The organism is Streptomyces sp. NPDC044061, assembly GCF_056434305.1.
In genome coordinates, this window is the sequence record NZ_JBWKFL010000052.1 from 13,301 (window position 1) to 33,147 (window position 19,847).

General features: G+C 71.8%; 16 protein-coding genes. 7 read left to right on the forward strand and 9 right to left on the reverse strand.

The window, feature by feature from the left end:
• The first annotated feature begins 41 nt into the window (after positions 1-41).
• Positions 42-695, forward strand: coding sequence for a class I SAM-dependent DNA methyltransferase (locus AC07CM_RS43255; RefSeq protein ID WP_478882042.1), 654 nt, complete (start codon positions 42-44; stop codon positions 693-695).
• 19 nt (positions 696-714) lie between these two features.
• Here AC07CM_RS43255 and AC07CM_RS43260 read toward each other — a convergent pair whose 3' ends face one another.
• Genes AC07CM_RS43260 through AC07CM_RS43275 form a run of 4 tightly spaced genes read right to left on the reverse strand, consistent with a single transcriptional unit; the run spans position 715 to position 5,578 of the window.
• Positions 715-1,938, reverse strand: coding sequence for a hypothetical protein (locus AC07CM_RS43260; RefSeq protein WP_478882043.1), 1,224 nt, complete (start codon positions 1,936-1,938; stop codon positions 715-717).
• A gap of 47 nt (positions 1,939-1,985) precedes the next feature.
• A complete protein-coding gene (locus AC07CM_RS43265; RefSeq protein ID WP_478882044.1) occupies positions 1,986-2,924 on the reverse strand; it encodes an N-acetylneuraminate synthase family protein in 939 nt (312 codons plus the stop codon).
• Positions 2,925-2,936: 12 nt separating this feature from the next.
• Positions 2,937-4,232 (reverse strand): cytidylyltransferase domain-containing protein, encoded by a 1,296-nt coding sequence (locus tag AC07CM_RS43270; RefSeq protein ID WP_478882045.1) that lies wholly within the window; start codon positions 4,230-4,232, stop codon positions 2,937-2,939.
• Positions 4,233-4,264: 32 nt separating this feature from the next.
• Positions 4,265-5,578 carry a DUF6716 putative glycosyltransferase gene (locus AC07CM_RS43275; protein ID WP_478882046.1) on the reverse strand — a complete coding sequence of 438 codons (1,314 nt, stop codon included), beginning with the start codon at positions 5,576-5,578 and terminating at the stop codon, positions 4,265-4,267.
• A gap of 198 nt (positions 5,579-5,776) precedes the next feature.
• Between AC07CM_RS43275 and AC07CM_RS43280 the strand changes: the two genes are divergently transcribed.
• Together AC07CM_RS43280 and AC07CM_RS43285 are read left to right on the forward strand one after the other, a co-directional pair.
• Positions 5,777-6,754, forward strand: coding sequence for a glycosyltransferase family 2 protein (locus AC07CM_RS43280; protein WP_478882047.1), 978 nt, complete (start codon positions 5,777-5,779; stop codon positions 6,752-6,754).
• The gene (locus AC07CM_RS43285; protein ID WP_478882048.1) at positions 6,751-8,085 is read left to right on the forward strand and encodes an alpha-2,8-polysialyltransferase family protein; all 1,335 of its coding nucleotides are present in this window, start codon (positions 6,751-6,753) and stop codon (positions 8,083-8,085) included. Before AC07CM_RS43280 ends, AC07CM_RS43285 begins: the two co-directional genes overlap by 4 nt.
• A gap of 50 nt (positions 8,086-8,135) precedes the next feature.
• Here the strand turns inward: AC07CM_RS43285 and AC07CM_RS43290 are convergent, their stop codons facing one another.
• Both AC07CM_RS43290 and AC07CM_RS43295 read right to left on the reverse strand, forming a co-directional pair.
• Positions 8,136-10,454, reverse strand: coding sequence for a glycosyltransferase (locus AC07CM_RS43290; RefSeq protein ID WP_478882049.1), 2,319 nt, complete (start codon positions 10,452-10,454; stop codon positions 8,136-8,138).
• Positions 10,451-11,914 carry a glycosyltransferase family 29 protein gene (locus AC07CM_RS43295; RefSeq protein ID WP_478882050.1) on the reverse strand — a complete coding sequence of 488 codons (1,464 nt, stop codon included), beginning with the start codon at positions 11,912-11,914 and terminating at the stop codon, positions 10,451-10,453. The genes AC07CM_RS43290 and AC07CM_RS43295 overlap by 4 nt, the downstream gene beginning before the upstream one ends.
• 263 nt (positions 11,915-12,177) lie before the next feature.
• Here AC07CM_RS43295 and AC07CM_RS43300 point away from each other — a divergent pair, with 263 nt between their 5' ends.
• A complete protein-coding gene (locus tag AC07CM_RS43300) occupies positions 12,178-13,368 on the forward strand; it encodes an acyltransferase family protein (protein ID WP_478882051.1) in 1,191 nt (396 codons plus the stop codon).
• Positions 13,369-13,518: 150 nt separating this feature from the next.
• Positions 13,519-14,442 carry a class I SAM-dependent methyltransferase gene (locus AC07CM_RS43305; RefSeq protein WP_478882052.1) on the forward strand — a complete coding sequence of 308 codons (924 nt, stop codon included), beginning with the start codon at positions 13,519-13,521 and terminating at the stop codon, positions 14,440-14,442.
• Between the two features lie 8 nt (positions 14,443-14,450).
• On the opposite strand, the gene AC07CM_RS43310 is transcribed toward AC07CM_RS43305, so the two are convergent.
• Positions 14,451-15,101 (reverse strand): TetR/AcrR family transcriptional regulator C-terminal domain-containing protein, encoded by a 651-nt coding sequence (locus AC07CM_RS43310; RefSeq protein WP_478882053.1) that lies wholly within the window; start codon positions 15,099-15,101, stop codon positions 14,451-14,453.
• Positions 15,102-15,172: 71 nt separating this feature from the next.
• Between AC07CM_RS43310 and AC07CM_RS43315 the strand changes: the two genes are divergently transcribed.
• Entirely contained in the window at positions 15,173-16,567 is a 1,395-nt protein-coding gene (locus tag AC07CM_RS43315) for an FAD-dependent monooxygenase (RefSeq protein ID WP_478882054.1), read from the forward strand.
• Here the strand turns inward: AC07CM_RS43315 and leuE are convergent.
• Together leuE and AC07CM_RS43325 are read right to left on the reverse strand one after the other, a co-directional pair.
• A complete protein-coding gene (gene leuE, locus AC07CM_RS43320) occupies positions 16,550-17,200 on the reverse strand; it encodes a leucine efflux protein LeuE (protein ID WP_478882055.1) in 651 nt (216 codons plus the stop codon). The two genes, AC07CM_RS43315 and leuE, sit on opposite strands and share 18 nt — an antisense overlap.
• Before the next feature lie 48 nt (positions 17,201-17,248).
• On the reverse strand, positions 17,249-18,829 hold the full coding sequence (locus AC07CM_RS43325; RefSeq protein WP_478882056.1) for an acyl-CoA mutase large subunit family protein: 1,581 nt from the start codon (positions 18,827-18,829) through the stop codon (positions 17,249-17,251).
• A gap of 81 nt (positions 18,830-18,910) precedes the next feature.
• On the opposite strand from AC07CM_RS43325, the gene AC07CM_RS43330 reads away from it, so the two are divergent.
• The gene (locus AC07CM_RS43330; RefSeq protein ID WP_478882057.1) at positions 18,911-19,741 is read left to right on the forward strand and encodes a L,D-transpeptidase family protein; all 831 of its coding nucleotides are present in this window, start codon (positions 18,911-18,913) and stop codon (positions 19,739-19,741) included.
• Positions 19,742-19,847: the final 106 nt, after the last annotated feature.

A 19,847-nucleotide genomic window follows, 5' to 3' on the forward strand; every position in this document is an offset into this window, starting at 1 on the left:
ACCGGGCCGCGCGGGGCCCCGGCTGGGTAGGCTCCGCCGTCGTGAGCGACTCGACCGCGGACTTCCTGGGGACCACCCGCTCGTCCTACGACGCCATCGCCAAGGACTACGTCTCCCGCTTCCCGGGCGGCCTGCCCCACCCCCTGGAACGGCAGCTCGTCGCCGTCTTCGCCGAACTGGTCACGGCGAACGGCCCGGCCCCCGTGGCCGACCTCGGCAGCGGCCCCGGCCACGTCACCGCCCGCCTGCACGACCTCGGTGTCCCGGCCTTCGGGGTGGACCTCTCCCCCGCCATGGTGACGCTGGCCCGCGAGGCCCATCCGCACGTGCGCTTCCACGTGGGATCGATGACCTCGCTGGACCTGCCGGACGGCACCCTCGGCGGCGTCATGGCCCTGTACTCGATCATCCACGTCCCCGACGAACACCTGCCGGCCGCCTTCGCCGAGTTCCACCGCACCCTGGTGCCCGGCGGCCACGTCCTGCTCGGCTTCCAGACGGGCACCGAGCCGGGCCGCCTCCATCTGGGCGAACGCTTCGGCCACGAGATCGACCTCGACTACTACTGGCGCACTCCGGAGCAGGTCACGGCCCTGCTCACGGGAGCGGGGCTGGAGCCGGTGGCCACGGTGGTCCGGGAGCCCCTGGACGAGGAGGTCCGCCCACGGGGGTTCCTGCTGGCCCGGAAGCCCTGAGGGCTCGGGCCGGCTCGGGCTACGCCGGCGCCGCCACCGCCGCCAGCCGGTGGACGTCCCGGGCCGTGCCCGTGACTCCCGACAGGAAGCCCTGGGCCCGTGGTGAGGCGTTCTCGGTGAGCCAGCTGGGGTCGATGTCGCACACCGCGACGCGGACGCCCGTGCCGGCCAGGGCCAGGGGGAGGGTGTGGACGACCGTCGAGGGGAAGCTGAGGATCGTGCGGCCGATGGGGCCGCGGCGGGCGATCAGTTCCAGGGGGAGGTCGGGGCGGACTATCTGCAGTCCCGTCTCGACGGCCAGGCGGTGCAGTTTGTCGGCGCTCTCGCGACGGTGGGCGAAGTAGCGGGTTGCGCCGTGCGCCTTGGCCAGGTTGCGGACGGCCTCCAGGTAGCGGTCGCCGTCCACCACACCGGTCTCCACCAGGGACGTGCCGACCATGTCGGCCCCCTTGGTGATGCGCGGCGGGCCGAAGCGGGCCCGGGTCCAGGCGAAGTCGTTGGCGGTGACCGTGACGCCCTCGGGGGTCTCGGTCACCGGCATGGAGGAGAAGACCTCGACCCGGCGGCGGGCGCTCGGGGTGAGGCGGCGGCGGGCCGAGGAGGAGACGGGGGCGAAGAGCAGGTCGCGGGGGCCGGGGCGGCCGCCCTTGCGGTGCCAGCGGACCAGGCGCTCGCCGCGGGCGAGCTGGGCGACGAACTCCATCGTCGCCGTGCCGTCGTCGACCACGACCAGGTCGCGGGCGCGGGTGATCGTCAGCAGCAGTTGTACGTAACGGGAGAACGGGTCTCCCATGACGATGCGGTCGGCCCGGCGGAGAGAGCCCGCCAGGCCGCCGATGGTGTGGAAGGGCGCGGTCGTGCCGCCCCGCGCCTCCTCCCAGCGCACCCGGTACCCCTCGTCCCGGGCCAGGTCCGCCATGCGGCGCAGCTGGCCCCGGGTCATGGGGTCGGTCGGGGACAGGACGACGACGGTGAGCTCGGGGCCGGCCTGCCGGCCGGCACCGGCCGGCGTCCGCCGCACCTGCGGGGGCACGGAGGGGGTGGCTGGTTCCGCACCCTCCGGGCCGTCCGTGCCGGACGGGACGGCCGGGCCCGTGCCGCGCAGGCCCGACGGCACGGCCGGCTCCTCGCCGCGCAGGCCGTGGAGGTGCGCCCACTCCAGTACGTTCAGCAGCTGTACCGGGCTCTCCACGAAGGCGAGCGTGTGGGCAGGGTGGCCGGCGTGACCGGCACGGGGGCTCATCGGCGTACGACCGTCCCGTCGTAGGGCGAGTAAGGCAGTCAGCGCGCTCAGACGGCGACCGGCTCGCCCGCCGCCGCCGCGATCTCCGCCTCGGCGACGACGCCGGAGACGCGGCGCAGCTTCTTCATCGGGCCCAGCTCGGAGTCGTAGACCTTCTTGACGCCGTCACCGAGGGAGGCCTCGATGGTGCGGATGTCGCGGACGAGACGGGTGAGGCCCTGCGGCTCGACGGAGGCGGCCTGGTCGGAGCCCCACATGGCGCGGTCGAGGGTGATGTGGCGCTCGACGAAGGTGGCGCCGAGGGCGACGGCGGCCAGCGTGGTCTGCAGGCCGGTCTCGTGGCCGGAGTAGCCGATCGGGACGTTCGGGTACTCCTTCTCCAGCGTGTTGATCACGCGGAGGTTCAGCTCCTCGGCCTTGGCCGGGTAGGTGGATGTGGCGTGGCAGAGCAGGATGTTGTCGCTGCCCAGGACCTCGACCGCGTGGCGGATCTGGCGCGGGGTCGACATGCCGGTGGAGAGGATAACGGTGCGGCCGGTGGCGCGCAGGGCGCGCAGCAGCTCGTCGTCGGTCAGGGAGGCGGAGGCCACCTTGTGGGCGGGGACGTCGAACTTCTCCAGGAAGGCGACGGCCTCGGTGTCCCACGGGGAGGCGAACCAGTCGATCCCCTTCTCCTTGCAGTACTCGTCGATCTGGCGGTACTCGTCCTCGCCGAACTCCACCCGGTGGCGGTAGTCGATGTAGGTCATCCGGCCCCAGGGGGTGTCGCGCTCGATGTCCCACTGGTCGCGCGGGGTGCAGATCTCCGGCGTGCGCTTCTGGAACTTCACGGCGTCGCAGCCGGCCTCGGCGGCCACGTCGATCAGCTTGAAGGCGTTCTCCAGCTCACCGTTGTGGTTGATGCCGATCTCGCCGCAGATGTAGACGGGGCGGCCCGGGCCGGCCTCACGCGTACCGAAGGTGCGGATGCGGGAGTTGGTGCTCATCAGGAGATGTCCTTACTTGGGGAGGGAATCGAGAGAGGGGCCGAGGATCCAGCTGGCGATCTCTCGGATCGCGCCGTCACCGCCGGGGACGGTGGTGACCGCGCGTGCGGCGCCGCGTACGACGTCGTGGGCGCTCGCGACCGCCACGGGCCAGCCGACGAGGGCGAAGCACGGGAGGTCGTTGACGTCGTTGCCGACGTAGAGCACGCGCTCCGGCGCGATGCCCTGCTCCTCGCACCACTGCTTGAGAGCGAGGTCCTTGCGGTCGATGCCGTGCAGGACCGGGAGCTTCAGCTTCCGGGCGCGGGCGGCGACCACCGGGTTCTGTTCCGTGGACAGGATCAGCATCTTCAGCCCGCTTCTGCGCAGGGCGGCGATGCCGAGCCCGTCTCCGCGGTGCACGGAGACGAACTCCCGTCCGTCGGAGTCGATCAGCACCCGGTCGTCGGTCTGGGTGCCGTCGAAGTCGAGGACGACGGCGTCGATGTCGTCGTAGGTGGGCAGGGCGCCCGGCCGGTCCGCGTCGAAGAGCGGGGCCAGGGCCCGGGCGCGGGCCAGCTCGTGCGGGTCGTCGATCTCCAGCACCCGGGCGGGGTCGGTGCGGACCAGCTCGGTGTGGCCGAAGAAGCGGTGCCCGTGCTCGCGGAAACCGGCCGCGTCCATCGCGTAGGCGGCGCCGGTCTCCAGCAGGTCCTGGGGGCGGTCCTGGCGACGGGGCCGGAAGGACTTGTCGTGGTTGACCCCGTAACCGCCGCTGACGGTGGTGGAGTTGGCGACGCGGGTGGCGCCGCCCAGCTCCTCGGTACGGGCGGGCTCGACCGCCACCGGGTCGTCCGCCGCGTCCCGCCAGATGAAGCCGTGGAAGGGGGCGACGGTGACGGCGGTGTCGGCTCCGTTCTCCACGACGGCCGCAGCGACCCCGTCGACGTCCTCGCGGACCAGGAACGGGCTGGTGCACTGCACGAGCAGGACGACGTCGACGGCCGAGCCGTGCAGGGCCTCGTGGGCGTCCATGGCGTGCAGGACGGCGGCCTCGGAGGTGGCGGTGTCGCCGGCGATGGCGGCGGGGCGCAGCACCACCTCGGCGCCGGCCTGGCGGGCGGCGGCGGCGATGGCCTGGTCGTCGGTGGAGACGACCACGTCGGTCACCAGCCGGGCGGCGCGGCACTCGCGGACCGCGCGGGCCACCAGCGGGACACCGCCGACGGGGGCGAGGTTCTTGGCGGGGACTCCCTTGGAGCCGCCGCGCGCCGGGATCACCGCGAGCACGCGGCGCACCGCGGGTGCGTCGGGGTTGGCGTCGGTCATGTGCTCCACTCCTTGCCGTGGGATCCGGTCGCTCACAGCTCTCCCATTCGTCGGATCACGGGGGCCACGCGCTGCACGCCGTGGCGGTAGGCGCCGCGCGCGGCCCGGCGCACGATCTGGCGGACGGGTCCGGGCGCCTTGTCGGCGGCGGGCGCGCCGGGCAGCGGGGCGCCGTCGGGGCCGAGGTGGTGGCGGGCGAGGATGCCGGGCAGGTAGCCGGGCGCGGTCTCGGGTGTGTAGTAGGGGTTCAGGGGCGGCAGGCCCCCGGGCCGGTCGAGCAGCTTGGCGATGCGCTCGCGGGCCAGGTCGAAGGCGGTGGCGTAGGAGCCGTCGGGGGCGACGCCCTGCCGGGCCACCCACTCCTCGTCCGGCGCCGGCCGGTGCCCGGCGTCGAGCTGGTCCCAGGAGGCGAGGCACCCGGAGCCGGTGAAGTGGTGGTTGCCGAGCACCTCGCGCACGCCCAGGTCGGTCAGGACGACCGTCGGGATGCGGCGGTGCAGGGCCTCGAGGGCGGCCGTGGAGCTGACCGTGACCAGCAGGTCGGTGCGGTCCAGCACCTCGCCCATGTGGCCGTAGACCAGCCGGAAGTTGGCGGGCAGGTCCTTGCCCTGGACCAGCTTCTGGTACGGCAACTCCTCGATGTGGGTGGTGTGTTCGCCGGGCCGGGAGCGCAGCTTGAGCAGCACCTCGCGCTCGGGGTGCCTGCGGGCGTGCTCGATCAGCCGGTTCAGCAGGTACGTACGGTCCTTGCGGCCGTCCGGGACGGAGGGCTGGGCGGCGAACACGACCGTGTAGGGCTCGTGTTCACCGGTGTACGGCTCCCCGCCGAGGAACGGCAGCGCGACCTCGGTCACCGCGGACGCGTCGGCGCCGACCCCCTCGTACACGGCGCGGAAACGGTCCGCGTCGTGGCGGGAGTTGGCGAGGACGAGGTCCGCGCCGTGCCGCAGCAGCAGCCCGTCGGCGAGCTTCTCGTAGACGACACCGACGTAGCCGGTGACGACGACGGGACGCTCGCCCGAGCCGCCGTACACGTTCCGCAGCCCGTGCAGCATCGCCTGCACACCGCCGCCGACCAGCGCGAGGACGAGAACGTCGTAGGACTCCTCGCCCAGGGCTCGCAGGAACTCGACGCCGGTGACCTCGCGGAGCGAGTCCGCGCGGACGCCGACCTCGTTCAGCTGGCGGGCGGTGGGGGTGGCTCGTCCCCGCAGGAGGTAGCCGTCGAGCCGGATCTCGGCGTCCGTGGGGGCGAGGCGCTGCGCGGTGAGCGCGCCCCACTTCCACCGGGTGTCGGAATCCGCGAGGACGGCGACCCGCAGGGAGTTCGTAGCACTTGCTGGCACGTCGCAGACGCTAGGAAGGCATTCCGAGGATCCGCCCAACCTGAATGCAACAAACGGTTAACAGCACATCGCCGAATGGCGAATCGGCCCGTGATCGCACCGGAAAACAACCCGGTTCACAGCTTCGCCACGCGCCGTTCACCTTGCATCAAGGAAAGCGTCAAGACACATGACGGGCTTCGCCCTAACGTCCCTGACGTGGTCAAGCTCTCCGTCATCGTGCCGTTCTACAACGTGCAGCAATACGCGCCCGACACCCTGAGGAGCCTCAGTGCGAACGCGCGTGAGGACTTCGAATTCATTCTCGTCGACGACTGTTCCCGCGACGGGACACCAGACATTCTCGCGCGCGCGGAGCGCGAGCTGCCCGGGGCGGTCCACGTCCGGCACGAGCAGAACGGAGGGCTGGCGACCGCCCGCAACACCGGCATCGACCGGGCGCGCGGCGAGTACGTGACCTTCCTCGACGGCGACGACTGGCTCGCCCCCGGCTACTACGCCAGGCTGGTGTCCGCCATCGAGGACCTCGGCTGCGACTTCCTGCGCACCGACCACGTGCAGTGCACCGCCCGGGCGCGCACCGTGCACCGGGTGCCCGTCGGCCGGCGCGACGTGGTGCTGAACCCGCGCGAGGCGATCCTGCCCGCCGACCGGTCCACCTCCGTGGACTACGCCTACGCCTGGGCGGGGATCTACCACCGCCGGCTGGCGGACAAGGGGTTGCTGCACTTCACGGACGGGCTGCGCACGGCCGAGGACCGGCCGTGGATCTGGAAACTGCACCGGGAGGCGGAATCCTTCGCCGCGGTGAGCCTGCTCGGTGTGTTCTACCGGCGCGGAGTCGCCTCCTCACTCACCCAGATCGGTGATGTACGGCAGCTCGATTTCATTCGCGCGTTCGACCAGGTCGTCGCGGAAACCGCCGAGGACCCGGAAGCCGCCGCCCTCCTGCCGAAGGCCGTACGCACGTATTGCGCCATCATTTCCCATCATCTGGGATCCATCGAAAGGTTCGAGCCCGCGGTGGCGAAGAAACTGAAATCCATGAGTGCCGCCGCGCTGCGGCGCATGCCGCAGGACGTCCTGGACGAGGCGCTGGACTCCATGGACCTCCAGCGCGCCACCAAGCTGCGCCGGCTGCGCCGCCGTCCCGCCCCCGCGGGGGTCGCCGCGTGACCACCCAGATCTTCCAGGCGTCGACGCTGTACGGCACGGCGACGCTCGCCGCCGCCCTGGACTCCGGCTGCTTCCGCCCCGTCGACCGGCGGATCCTGCTGGTCTGCAACAACGCGGCGACCCCGGAGACCACGCCGGGCCTGGACGGGATGCCCGGCTTCGACCGGCTGCGCGACCGCTTCGACGACGTGATCTCGTACAACGAGACGATCTTCCCCTTCCACCCCGGCGGCTGGGCTCCCCGGGTGGACGACATGCCGCTGTGGGAGCGGTATCTGCGCCACGAGTGGCGACTGGGCGACGACGACGTGGAGTTGGCCGTCGAGTCGATCCAGGTCAATCCGTCGCTCGCACTCGCCCAGATCTTCACCGGCGCCCCGGTCACCGTCTACGCCGACGGCCTGATGAGCTACGGCCCCACCCGCAACAAGATCGACCCGCTGGTCGGCACCCGCGTGGACCGGGTGCTCCACCTCGACCTGGTGCCGAGCCTGGAGCCGCTGCTGCTCACCGAGTTCGGCGTCCCCGGCGAGATCGTGCCGACACCGGCCTTCACCAAGGTGCTGGCCGAACTCGCGCCCCTCGGCGACGAGCTGCCCGAGGTGGAGGAGCCCGCGCTGCTGCTCGGGCAGTACCTCTCCGCGCTGGACATCCTCTCCGCCGAGCAGGAGGAGAACCTGCACGTGCGGATGCTCGAGGGAGCCGTCCGGCTCGGGCACACCAAGGTGGTGTTCAAGCCGCACCCCACCGCCCCGGCCCGCTTCACCCGCACCCTGGAGCAGGAGGCGGAGAAGCTCGGGGTCGAGCTCACCGTGCTCGACACCCCCGTCCTCGCCGAGGTGCTGTACCAGCGGATGCGTCCCGCGCTGGTCGTCGGCTGCTTCTCCACCGCCCTGCTCACCGCCTCCGCGCTGTACGGCCTGCCGGTCGCCCGGATCGGCACCGACCTGCTGCTGGAGCGGCTGGCGCCGTTCGAGAACAGCAACCGGATCCCGGTCACCGTGGTCGACGCGCTGCTGCCGGAGCTGGGCGACCGTGCCGCGGTCACCGAGCAGCGCCGGGGCACGGACGTCGAGGCCCTCGGCGCGCTGGTGCGTGCGGTGGGCTTCGCCATGCAGCCGAAGATCCTGCCGCGGCTGCGCGAGGAGACGGAGCGGTACCTCGCGAAGAACCTGGACGAGCGGACCCTGCGCTACTTCAAGCGCAAGCGTCTGACCTCGCTGGCGCTGCCCGGCGGGGTGCCCGCGCAGCTGTCGTTCATCCCGCGCAACGCCACGGTCCGCCGGATGGCGCGCAAGGCGCGCAACCTGCGCCGCGTCGTCCGTCGCTGACTGCACCCCCTTGGCGGGCGGGCCCATGACGGGCCCGCCCGTTTCGCCGTTCACCGGCCCAGGACGGTCCGGATCCGGGCCGCGTTGTCCCGCGTGACCTTCCACAGCAGCTCCTGCCGGTCGTGCACGTCGGCGACGGTCCGGCTGTGGTGGTCCAGGATGTGCAGCGCCCGCTCGGTGAGCACCGCGCCGAGGTTCTTCTCGTGGACGGAGACACCCCATTCGGGGCGCTCGATGTCGCTGAGGAAGTACGCCATCTTCGGGTGCGAGATCAGGCTCACGATGGGCGTGCCGACCCCGAAGGGGATCATTCCGGCGTGCCCGCGCATGCCGATGACCAGCCGGGTCCTCGCGTACGTCGCACGGATCTCGTCGTTGGAGAAGTCGTACATCGGGATGACCGGCAGCGAGATCCCGTGCTCGCGGCGCAGGTCGAAGGCGATGCGCTCGTCGTCCAGGGAGTGGGCGACGCAGCGGACCTCGGTGTGGGCGCCGATCGCGCGGACCGCCTTGGCCATCTCGGCGAGGAAGTGGCCGTAGTCGTGGCCGAAGCGCAGCCCCGCGCGGTCGTAGGCGGCGTTCAGCAGGACGGTGTCCTCGCGGTGCGACGGGTCGCTCCAGCCGCCCACCAGTTGGCGCATGACCGTGGTGGGGCAGGGCTGGAAGACGACCTTGTCGTGCAGCTCGGGCGGGAGCAGGGAGCGGACCCTGGCGATGGAGCCGTGGTTGCGCAGACCGAAGAAGGCCGACCTCTCCACCAGCAGGCGCAGGCTCTCGTTGAACCGCCGGGCCCGGTAGGACTGTCCGTCGAAGGCGTTGAAGCCGACCGCGAACACCATGATCGGCACGTCGATGGCGCGCAGCTGCTCGTCCGGGACGTTCCACTGCCAGGCGCCGTTGCCGTTGGGCATGGTGTCCGGGATGAACAGTCCGCCGCCGCCGATGACCAGGCCGCGCCGGGAGTTGACGCGCTCCAGGGCGGCCGGGTCGAACAGCCGGTGGGCGTGGACGGAGTGCCAGCGCCGGGAGGTGGTGTCGGGATCGAAGGCGAGCCGGACGGTCTCGGGCAGCAGCTTGTCGCCCGCGTTGCCCTGCCGGTCCATGTAGAAGGCGACGTGTGCGAGCTGGTCCTCGGCGGCGCCCTGCTCCTGGGACGGTACGGCCGCCGCCCGCTGGGCCCACAGGCGGCTGGAGCGGTGGGTGGGGTCGACGGTGAGGCCGGCGGTGGCGTACTTCAGCGCCCCGGTGTTGTCGCCGTGCACCCAGGCCATCTGGGCGAGGCGGGCGTAGGCGGTGGCGGCCCGGTTCGGGGCGGCGGTGGCCAGCAGCAGCCGGGTCCTGGCCTCCTCGTAGCGGGAGACGCTCATCAGGGCGTGCCCGAGCACCTCGTGCGGCCAGGCCTCGTCCAGCGGGATGCGGACACTGCTCAGGATGTCGACCGCGTCCTGGTACTCGCCGGCCGCGATGTGGGCGGCGGCGACCTTGCGGGCGGCCTCCACGTCCCCGGTCCGGGCGACGTGCGGAGTGCCGTAGTGCACGAGCAGGTCGTGGTGGAGATTGCCGCCGCGGGCCAGGTAGGCCGCGTGGAACTCGGCGTCGGTCAGCTCGAACTCGCGCCAGCGCTCCTCGGCCTGGGCGTATCCGGTCTCGCCGCCCTGCCAGGGCTTGTGACGGCCGGTGAAGTGCAGGATCGCGGTGTCCTCGGGGACCGGCAGGTCGCCGGACAGGCGCCGCTTGACGAAGTTGTAGCGGGCGTCCAGGCGGACGAAGTCGCCGTCCAGGACGGCGTTGAGGATGCCCTGGTCGTGCTTGTCGAGTTCGTACGTGCCGCTGCGCCCGACCTTGTCGATCTTCGCGCAGAACGTGTCGGACAGGTACTCGCGCTGGATGACCAGCAGCCCGGAGTTCAGCTTGTGCTGCCCGTAGAAGAACTGCGGCACGGCCGCGAGGCCCTCGCGCAGCTCGAGGAGTTCACCGAGGCCGCCCAGGACGACCATGTCGGTGTCCAGGGTGATGACGGTGTCGTAGTCGCGCAGCCGGAAGATGTCGAGGATGAAGTACGCCTTGCGGACCAGGTAGTTGTCCTGGTCGCCCTTGGCGTAGGAGTCGTAGCGCTCGGCGTCGACGCGGCGGAGCACGATCCGCGGGTGCAGGGCGCGGATGCGGGCGACGGAGGAGGGCTTGAGGTCGTCGTGCAGGACGACGAAGTCCTCGCACACGCCCGGGTTGGACAGGGCGAGGCTGCGCAGCAGGACGAGGAAGCCGGGCAGGTAGTTCTCGTCCACGAAGCTGGCGAAGGCGATGCGCCGCCTGCCGGTCAGGGCGTGCGCCGAGGTGTCCGGTACGGCGGGGCTGATGGTGGTGGTCATCGCAGGGATATCCTCATGTCGGTCACGCTCTGGGCCCGCTCCATGACCCATGCCTTCTCGCTGGTGTATTCGTGCACGGAGGTGATCGCGAGCTTCATGGCCTCGGGCACGCGGTAGGCGCCGCTCTCGTAGAAGTCGAAGCCGATCAGGTCGAGGGTGGGGCTGACGTCCAGGAAGTCCAGCAGCCACAGCGTGTTGAAGCCGGTGGTGGGGATGCCGGACCAGACATCGTTGCCGAGCCTGCCGATGTTCCGCACGGGCCAGCGCAGCGACTCGTCGCCGAGGTGCTGCTGGGCGCCGGGCACCAGGCGGTTGCGCAGCGAGTGCTTCCAGTCGCCGGAGACGCCACCGAAGACCAGCCGGGTGGTCACCGGCTTGTCCCAGTTGAAGCCGTGCTTGTGGATGGTGGCGTGGATGTCCGTGCGGCTGCCGGTGTGCTTCGGGTCGATCCGGTACGAGTTGAAGCGGACGACCAGGTCGTAGTCGTCGATCCGGGATCCCAGCCCGCTCTCGCCCACGCGGCCGGAGTTGGCGATCAGGCAGATCGACTTGCCGGCGATCTGGTTGCGGAACTCGCCGAGGCTGATCCAGTGGACCCCGCCGACGGTGGGGTCGGCGACCGGGCCGCGCATGCGGATGCGGCGCTGCTCGGCGTAGAGGGCGACGGCCTCGGTGAGGGCGCCGGGGTCGGCCGCGACGCCGGTGCGCAGGTCGAGGTACTGGCTGAGCAGTTCCTGCCGGTCGGCGACCGGGGCCTCGTCGGCGGCGAGGGCGAGCAGCGCGCCCACCAGCCGGGGCTCGGCCGCGTCCCAGTCGCCGAGGGCGTGCAGGGCCAGGCCCTCGGCCCACACGTCGGTGGCGGGGCCGCGGGCGAAGTCGGTGGCGCGCGGGCACTGCCGCAGCAGCAGCGCGAGCAGTTCCCGCTCGCGGTCGGCGGCCCGGCGCAGCCCGGCGACCCGGGCGGCGACGCCGAACCCGTCCTCGGTGGTGAGTTCCAGATAGCGCTCGTACGCCTCGACGGCCTCCCGTTCCTCGCCGAGCGCCTCCAGGATCCGGGCGCGCAGCCGCCAGCCGGCGCGGGAGTTCTTCCGCTGGGCGAGGACGGTCTCGCTGATCTGCAGGGCGAGGTTCAGCTCGTCGTCGTAGCCGCACTCCAGGGCCTTGTTGGCGACGGCCAGCAGGGCGTCGAGCAGGTCGTTCTGGATGCCGCCCGCCGGGGCGGCGGCACCCTTGACGGCCCGCTTGAGCAGGGCGGTCGCACCGCCGGCCGGGGCGGGCGGCGGGGTCGCGGTGCCGTTGGTGCTGAACACCACGAGCAACTTGCGCAGCTGCTCGGCCAGTTCCGTCCGGCGGCGGTCGAGGCTGCCCACGAGTTTGCCGCTGTGCACGGCGCAGGCCCGCAGGCAGTCCTCGAGCTCCCCTCCACGCGCGGCTGTCCGCCGGTTCTGGACCCTCGTCATAACTCTCCTGATTTTTGCCAAGCAAATACGGACTTTACGGCCGCATTCCAAGTGTTTGCCGAAGCGTGGGGGTGGATGGAGAAACTAGGAAGGTAAAACGACCAACGGGTTAACGAACTCGGACGGGCGGGCGAATGGTTGGGCTGTCAACCAACTCGTTTCTGTGATTCGCCCAGGTGCCGGTGAAACGGCTCCCCCGTGCCGGGGACTTTCACAAAAGCTCCCGAGATGATCAGGGCGTCTTCGGGTAGGCGCCTCGCACCATGGCTGCTTCCTCCCCCACCCTCGCCGCCGTTCCCGCTCCCCCCACGCCCGGGACGGCCCCCGCCCCGCCCGCCTCCGGCGAGCGCCGTGGCCGCCTGCTCGCCCTGGACGGCCTGCGGCTCGTGGCCGCGCTGATGGTCTGCCTCTACCACTACGCCGGACGCGGCGGCACGGTCTCCGCCTCCTGGCACCAGACACCGGCCCGCGTCTTCCCGACCCTGTCCCAGGTGGCCACGTACGGCTGTCTGGGCGTGCAGTTCTTCTTCGTCATCAGCGGTTTCGTCATCTGCATGAGCAGCTGGGGCCGCACGCTCGGCGACTTCTTCCGCTCCCGGGTCGCCCGCCTCTACCCCGCCTACTGGGTCGCCCTGGTGCTGGTCACCGGCGCCGCCCTCGCCCTGCCGGCCGTCGTGCACCCGGTCCGGCCGGACGAGTTCCTGGTCAACCTGACGATGTTGCAACAGCCCATGGGCGCACCGCGCGTGCTCGGCGTGTGCTGGACGCTCTGGGTCGAGGTCCGCTTCTACGCGCTGTTCGCCCTGTTCGTCGTCCTGCGCGGGGTCACCTACCGCCGGGTGGTGCTGTTCTGCTGCGTGTGGACGCTGGCCGCGGTGGTGTGCCGCACGTCGGGCAACGAGCTGACGGACCAGCTGGTCATGCCGGAGTACGCCCCGTTCTTCGTCGGCGGTCTCGCCCTCTACCTGATCCACCGCTTCGGCGGCGACCTGGTGCTGTGGGGCATCGTGGCGGTCTCCTGGCTGCTCGGCCAGAGCAACGCCATCCGCGGGCTGTGGCACACGGGCGCGCACGGCGACTTCGTGCGCGAGCCGTACGTCATCATGCTGGTCGTCACCCTGGCCTTCGCCGCGGTGGCGGCCGTCGCGCTGGGCTGGACCCGCCGGGCCGACTGGCCCTGGCTGGCCACGGCCGGGGCACTGACGTACCCGTTCTACCTGGTCCACGAGCACCTGGGCTGGTTCGTCATCCGGGTGCTGCACCGGGGCCTCGGACTGCCCGCCGTGCCGACACTGGCGGCGACGGTCCTGGGCATGCTGCTGCTCGCTCGGCTCGTGCACCGATTTGTCGAGAAACCGTTCGGCCCGCGCCTGAAAAGGGCGTTGAAGAGGTCCCGTACACCAGGAATTTCTTCCCAGTTCACTTTGCCGAAAGACGGAAAAGGAACCGGCTGACCCGGCGCAAAGGCCGGAAGTTGGGCATCCGTTCACCTCGCCTTGGGTTTTGGAGCGGACCTCGGGGCAGGCACCGTAGAGCCCCTTGCCCCCCACAGGCTTTCCGCAGGGATCTCACAGACTGCCGAACCGAGGGAGTGCCCCCACCGCATGGCCACCATCCAGGAAGCGACACGACCACCCCATCGTCTCGACGACGTACCCGGCTGGTTCCCGGTGCTCGACCAACTGCTCTTCGACTGGTTCCTGACCCGGCATGAGGCCGCCGGAACCCGTGGCGACCTGCTGGAGGTCGGTGTCTACCTCGGCAAGAGCGCGATCTTCGTCGGCCGGCACCGGCAGCCGGGCGAGAAGTACACCGTGTGCGACCTGTTCGAGGGGGACGCCCCGGACGACGCCAACCGGGCCGAGTCGACCAAGTCCTACAGCGCGCTGACCCGGCGCGCCTTCGAGGAGAACTACCGCTCCTTCCACGACGAACTCCCCCGCGTGCTCCAGGGGCCCAGCTCCCTGGTGGCCACGGAGGTCGAGCCCCGCTCCTGCCGGTTCGTGCACATCGACGCCTCGCACCTGTACGAGCACGTGCGCGACGACATAGGAGCGGCCCACGAGCTGCTGGTGCCCGGCGGCCTCGTCGTCCTCGACGACTTCCGCTCCGAGCACACGCCCGGCGTGTCCATGGCCACCTGGGAGGCCGTGCTCAACCGCGGCCTGCGCCCCGTCTGCCTGAGCACACAGAAGCTCTACGGCACCTGGGGGGATCCGGAGCCGGTCCAGGAGGAGCTGCTGGCCATGGTCCGGGAGCGGTCCGACTGCCACCTGAGCGTCCAGGAGGCCGCCGGGCACCGCATCGTCCGCCTCAAGTCCAGGGGGATGCCGGCGCCGGCGTTCCCGCCCTCCCGGCACGCGCGGCCGGCGGCCGGGACCATGGAGCCGACACCGGAACCCGCTCCCGCGGCACCGCCCTCCCGTCCCGCGTCCCGCCGCGCCGGCCGGGTCCGCCGGGTCGCCGTCGACCTGTTGCCGCCGGTCGTCACCCGGGCCCTGCGCAACGCGCGCGCGGCCCGGCACTGACCGCTCGCTCAGCCGATTCCGTACCGTGCCCCGGCACCGGCGATCACCAGTGCCAGCCCTTCCTCGAACTGCTGGTCGTAGTCGTCGAAGAGCAGCTTTCCCGCCTCGGCCGCGAGTGGGAAGTCGGCCAGGCGCCGGGCGCGTTCCTCGATGTCGTACCCCTCCCGGCGCTCGCCCGGGAGGGGCCGCACACCCTGCTCCTCGGTGACGAAGCCGATGGTGAACATGCTCGCGGTCCGCGCCGCGTTGACCGCCTGGACCAGGCTGAAGCCGGCCTCCGTGAGGACGCCCAGGTGTGCCTCCATCTCGCGCGCGTGGTCCGTGCCCGTGAAGCGTGAGCCGCTGAAGACCTTGGCGCCGTCGCGGTAGCCGAGCAGGGCGGTGCGCAGCCCGCGGTTGACCCCGAGCAGCCGCTCCTGCCAGGTGTCCGCGGGATCGAGGGCGGTGGCGGCGACCATGCGCCGGTACATCTCCGTCGCCATCTCGTCGAGCAGCGCCTGTTTGTCCTTGAAGTGCCAGTACAGCGCGGGGGCCTTGACGTCCAGTTCCTTGGCGATGGCCCGCAGGGTCAGGCCGTCGAGGCCGACCTCGTTCAGCAGCCGCAGCGCCGTGTCCGCGACCCGCTTGCGGTCCAGGGGCGCGCGTCGTTCCGTACTCACGCTTGACAGCTTAACAGCGTTAAGGGCACTCTCGTGGGCGACGGAACTTAACAACGTTAAGGAGATTTGTGATGGATGTTCTGATCGTGGGGGCCGGTCCGACCGGCCTCACCCTCGGCATCGACCTCGCGCGGCGCGGCGTGGACGCGCTGGTCGTGGAGCGGGCGGGGGAGCTGTTCCCCGGATCGCGCGGCAAGGGGATCCAGCCGCGCACCCAGGAGGTCTTCGAGGACCTCGGTGTGCTGGACGCCGTCCGCGCGGCGGGCGGCCCCTATCCGGCCCGGATGGTCTGGAAGGACGGCGAGCGGCTCGGCGAGCAGCCGATGTTCGAGGCCGTGGAGGCCGACGAGGGCGCCCCGTACACCGAACCGTTGATGGTCCCGCAGTGGCGGACGCAGGAGATCCTGCACGCGCGGCTGCTGGAACTGGGCGGCCGGGTCGCCTTCGGGCAGGAGCTGACGGGCCTGGAGCAGGACGCCGAGGGCGTGAGCGCGTGGTTCGCCGACGGTACGGCCGTCCGCGCGCGGTACCTGGTCGCGGCCGACGGCGGACGCTCGGCGGTGCGGCGCGCGGTGGGTGTCGGCATGACCGGGGAGACGGTCGACCCGAGTCCGTTCGTGGTGGCGGACGTGCGGGTGAAGGGCCTCGACCGGGAGTACTGGCACGCGTTCCCGGGGGCCGACGGCACGGGCGTCACGCTGTGCCCGCTCGCCGGCACGGACGACTTCCAGTTCGCCGGGAAGCTCCCGGAGGGCACCGAGTCGGAGCTGTCCCTGGACGGCATCCGCAAGCTCGTCGCCGCGCACACCCACCTCGACGCCGAGGACGTCATCGAGCTGCGCTGGGCCTCGGACTTCCGGCCGCGGGCCGCGCTGGCGGACCGCTTCCGGGCGGGCCGGGTGTTCCTCGCGGGCGACGCGGCGCACGTCCACTCACCGGCCGGCGGGCAGGGGCTGAACACCAGCGTCCAGGACGCGTACAACCTGGGCTGGAAGCTGGGCGCGGTGCTGCTCGACGGAGCGCCGGAGGCCCTGCTCGACACCTACGAGGAGGAGCGCCGCCCCAACGCGGTGGCCATGCTGGGCCTGTCGACGGGGGTGCACCGCGGCGAGGTGCGCCGGGGGAAGGCGACGGTACAGCTGAGGCTGGGCTACCCGGAGTCGTCCCTGAGCGAGGAGCGGCGCACCGACCCCGCCGGGGTACGGGCGGGCGACCGGGCGCCGGACGGCACGGTGGACGGAGTACGCCTCTTCGACACGTTCCGCGGGACGCACTGGACGCTGCTGGGTGCGGCGACGACGGTCCCGGGGACACGGGCGCTCCCGGCCGCCCCGGCGTCGTACGGCTCCGGTGTCTTCCTGGTCCGCCCGGACGGCTACGTCGGCTGGGCGGGCGACACGGCGACCGGGCTGGACGCCTATCTCGCCCGGGTCGGCGGCCGCCGGGGCCTACGCGCCGGCCAGTGACAGCTTCACGGCGAACCCGAGGAACAGCGCACCCGCCGCCGAGGTGGCCGTGGCCGACAGGCGCTTGCGCCGGCGGAAGGCGGCGGCGAGGCGGGTGCCGCCGAATATCAGCGCGCTGAGGTAGAGGCAGCTGGCCAGCTGCGCGAAGGTGCCGAGGACGACGAAGGACAGGGCCGGGTAGGCGTAGCCCGGGTCCACGAACTGCACGAAGAAGGCGACGAAGAAAAGGATCGCCTTGGGGTTGAAGAGGCTGACGACGAGGGCCCGGCGGAAGGGCCGCTCCTCGGCCGGGGCGACCGCGGCGACCTCCTCGACGGCCCTCTCCCGCCGGGTCCGCCACATCCCCCACGCGGCCCGCAGCATCCCGATCGCCAGCCACGTCAGATACCCGGCACCGGCGTACTTCACGATCCCGAACAGCACGGCGTTGGCCTGGAGCAGCGAGGCGACCCCGGCCGCGGACAGCGTCATCAGCACGGTGTCGCCGCACCACACCCCGGCGGCGGCGGTGTAGCCGGCCCGGACGCCGCGGCGGGCGGCGACGGACAGCACGTACAGCGAGTTGGGGCCGGGCAGCAGCACGATCAGGGCGAGACCGGCCAGGTAGGTGGGGAGATCGATGACGCCGAACATGGGAAGGAGTGTCGCACGACGGTACGACAACGCCTCCGGCGCGGGCGCTCAGAACGCGTCCGAGGGCACGTACGACCCCCAGACCTCCCGCATCGCCCCGCACACCTCCCCCACCGTCGCCCGCCCCCGCAGCGCCTCCTTCATCGGGTACAGGACGTTGTCCTCCCCCTCGGCCGCCTTCCTCAGCGCGCCGAGCGCCGCGTCCACCGCCCCCTGGTCCCGTTCCGCCCGCAGCGCGGCCAGCCGCCGCGCCTGCCGGGCCTCGATCGCCGGGTCCACCCGGAGCGGCTCGTACGGCTCCTCCTCGTCCAGCTGGAAGCGGTTGACGCCCACGACCACCCGCTCACCGGAGTCCGTCTCCTGGGCGATGCGGTACGCGTTCCGCTCGATCTCGGCCTTCTGGAAGCCCCGCTCGATCGCCGCCTCCGCGCCGCCGAGATCCTCGACCTTCCGCATCAGGCCGAGGGCGGCCGCCTCCACGTCGTCCGTCATCCGCTCGACGGCGTAGGAGCCCGCGAAGGGGTCGACCGTCGCCGTCACGTCCGTCTCGTGCGCCAGCACCTGCTGCGTCCGCAACGCCAGCCGCGCGCTCTTGTCCGTCGGCAGCGCGATCGCCTCGTCGAAGGAGTTGGTGTGCAGGGACTGGGTGCCGCCGAACACCGCCCCGAGCGCCTGCACCGCCACCCGGACCAGGTTCACCTCCGGCTGCTGCGCGGTCAGTTGGACCCCCGCCGTCTGCGTGTGGAAGCGCAGCATCAGCGACTTGGGGTTCTTCGCCCCGAACTCCTCCCGCATCACCCGCGCCCAGATCCTGCGCGCCGCGCGGAACTTGGCGACCTCCTCGAGCAGCGTCGTGCGCGCCACGAAGAAGAAGGACAGACGGGGTGCGAAGTCGTCCACGTCCATGCCGGCCGCCGTCGCCGTGCGGACGTACTCGATGCCGTCGGCGAGCGTGAAGGCGATCTCCTGCGCGGGGGACGCGCCCGCCTCCGCCATGTGGTAGCCGGAGATCGAGATCGTGTTCCACTTCGGGATCTCGGCGGTGCAGTACTTGAAGATGTCGGCGGTCAGGCGGAGCGAGGGCTTGGGCGGGAAGATGTACGTTCCCCGCGCGATGTACTCCTTCAGCACGTCGTTCTGGATCGTGCCGGTCAGCCGGTCCGCGCTCACCCCCTGCTCCTCCGCCACCAGCTGGTAGAGCAGGAGCAGCAGCGCGGCCGGGGCGTTGATCGTCATCGAGGTCGAGACCTGGTCCAGCGGGATGCCGTCGAACAGCACCCGCATGTCCTCGATCGAGTCGATCGCCACGCCCACCTTGCCCACCTCGCCGTGGGCGAGGGGCGCGTCGGAGTCGTGGCCCATCTGGGTGGGCAGGTCGAAGGCGACGGACAGGCCGGTGGTGCCGTGCGCGATCAGCTGCCGGTAGCGGGCGTTGGACTCGGCCGCCGTGCCGAAGCCGGCGTACTGCCGCATGGTCCAGGGACGGCCCGTGTACATGGTCGGGTACACCCCGCGGGTGTACGGGTAGGCCCCCGGTTCGCCCAGCCTCCCGGCCGGGTCCCAGCCGGCCAGGTCCGCCGGCCCGTAGACCGGCTCGATCGGCAGCCCCGACTCCGACTCACGCGCCATGGATGCCTCCGAAGTACGTTTTGTTACCCCCTCACCATGCCCCGTAGTTCGGCGGCGGTCACGCGGGGAAACATCCCCGGCATGAGGAACCCGGGGAGACCTGCCGCCGTACTCGCCTCGGCCGCCGCGCTCGCCGCGCTCTGCGGCTGCACCGTGCAGCCGCCGGACGCCGACGGCAAGCGCCACTCGCCCGTGCACATCCAGCTGCCGTCCAGCCGCGCCCCGGAGCCCACCCGGACGGCCGAGCGCACCCCCGCCGCCAAGCCCGCCCGGCCCGCGCCCCGGGTGCTGTGGTCGCGCGGTGACAGCGGTTCGGGCGTGCGCGAACTGCAGGCCCGGCTGCGCCAGGTCGACTGGCTGTTCGACGGGCCGACGGGGACGTACGACGATCTGACCGAGCGGGCCGTCAAGGGCTTCCAGGGCAGACGCGGGCTCCCGCGGACCGGTGAACTGGACGACGTCACCTGGCAGCGGCTGCTGGCCATGACGCACCGGCCGGGTCACTGGGAGCTGTACCTGATGGGCGGTCAGCCGGCCGACGCGCCCGATCCGCGCTGTCTGACCGGCCGGGTGCTGTGCATCAGCAAGACCAGCCGGACGCTGCGCTGGATGATCGACGGGCGGACGGTCGAGACGGTGTCCGTCCGCTTCGGCGCCCAGTACACACCGACCCGTGAGGGTGTGTTCCGCGTCTACTGGAAGTCACGGCACCATGTGTCGACGCTCTACCACTCCCCGATGCCGTACGCGATGTTCTTCAGCGGCGGCCAGGCGGTGCACTACTCCTACGACTTCGCGGCGCGCGGGTACGCGGGCGGTTCGCACGGATGCGTCAACGTGCGGGACGAGGCGGCGGTCGCGAGGCTCTTCGCCGAGGTGCGGGTCGGCGACAAGGTCGTCGTCCACTGGTGAGGATTGCGGGGCGGGGGGGGGGGGGGGGGGGGGGGGGGGGGGGGGGGGGAGGGGAGGGGGGGGGGGGGGGGGGGGGGGGAAAGAGAGCACCGGAAAAGGAGAACCC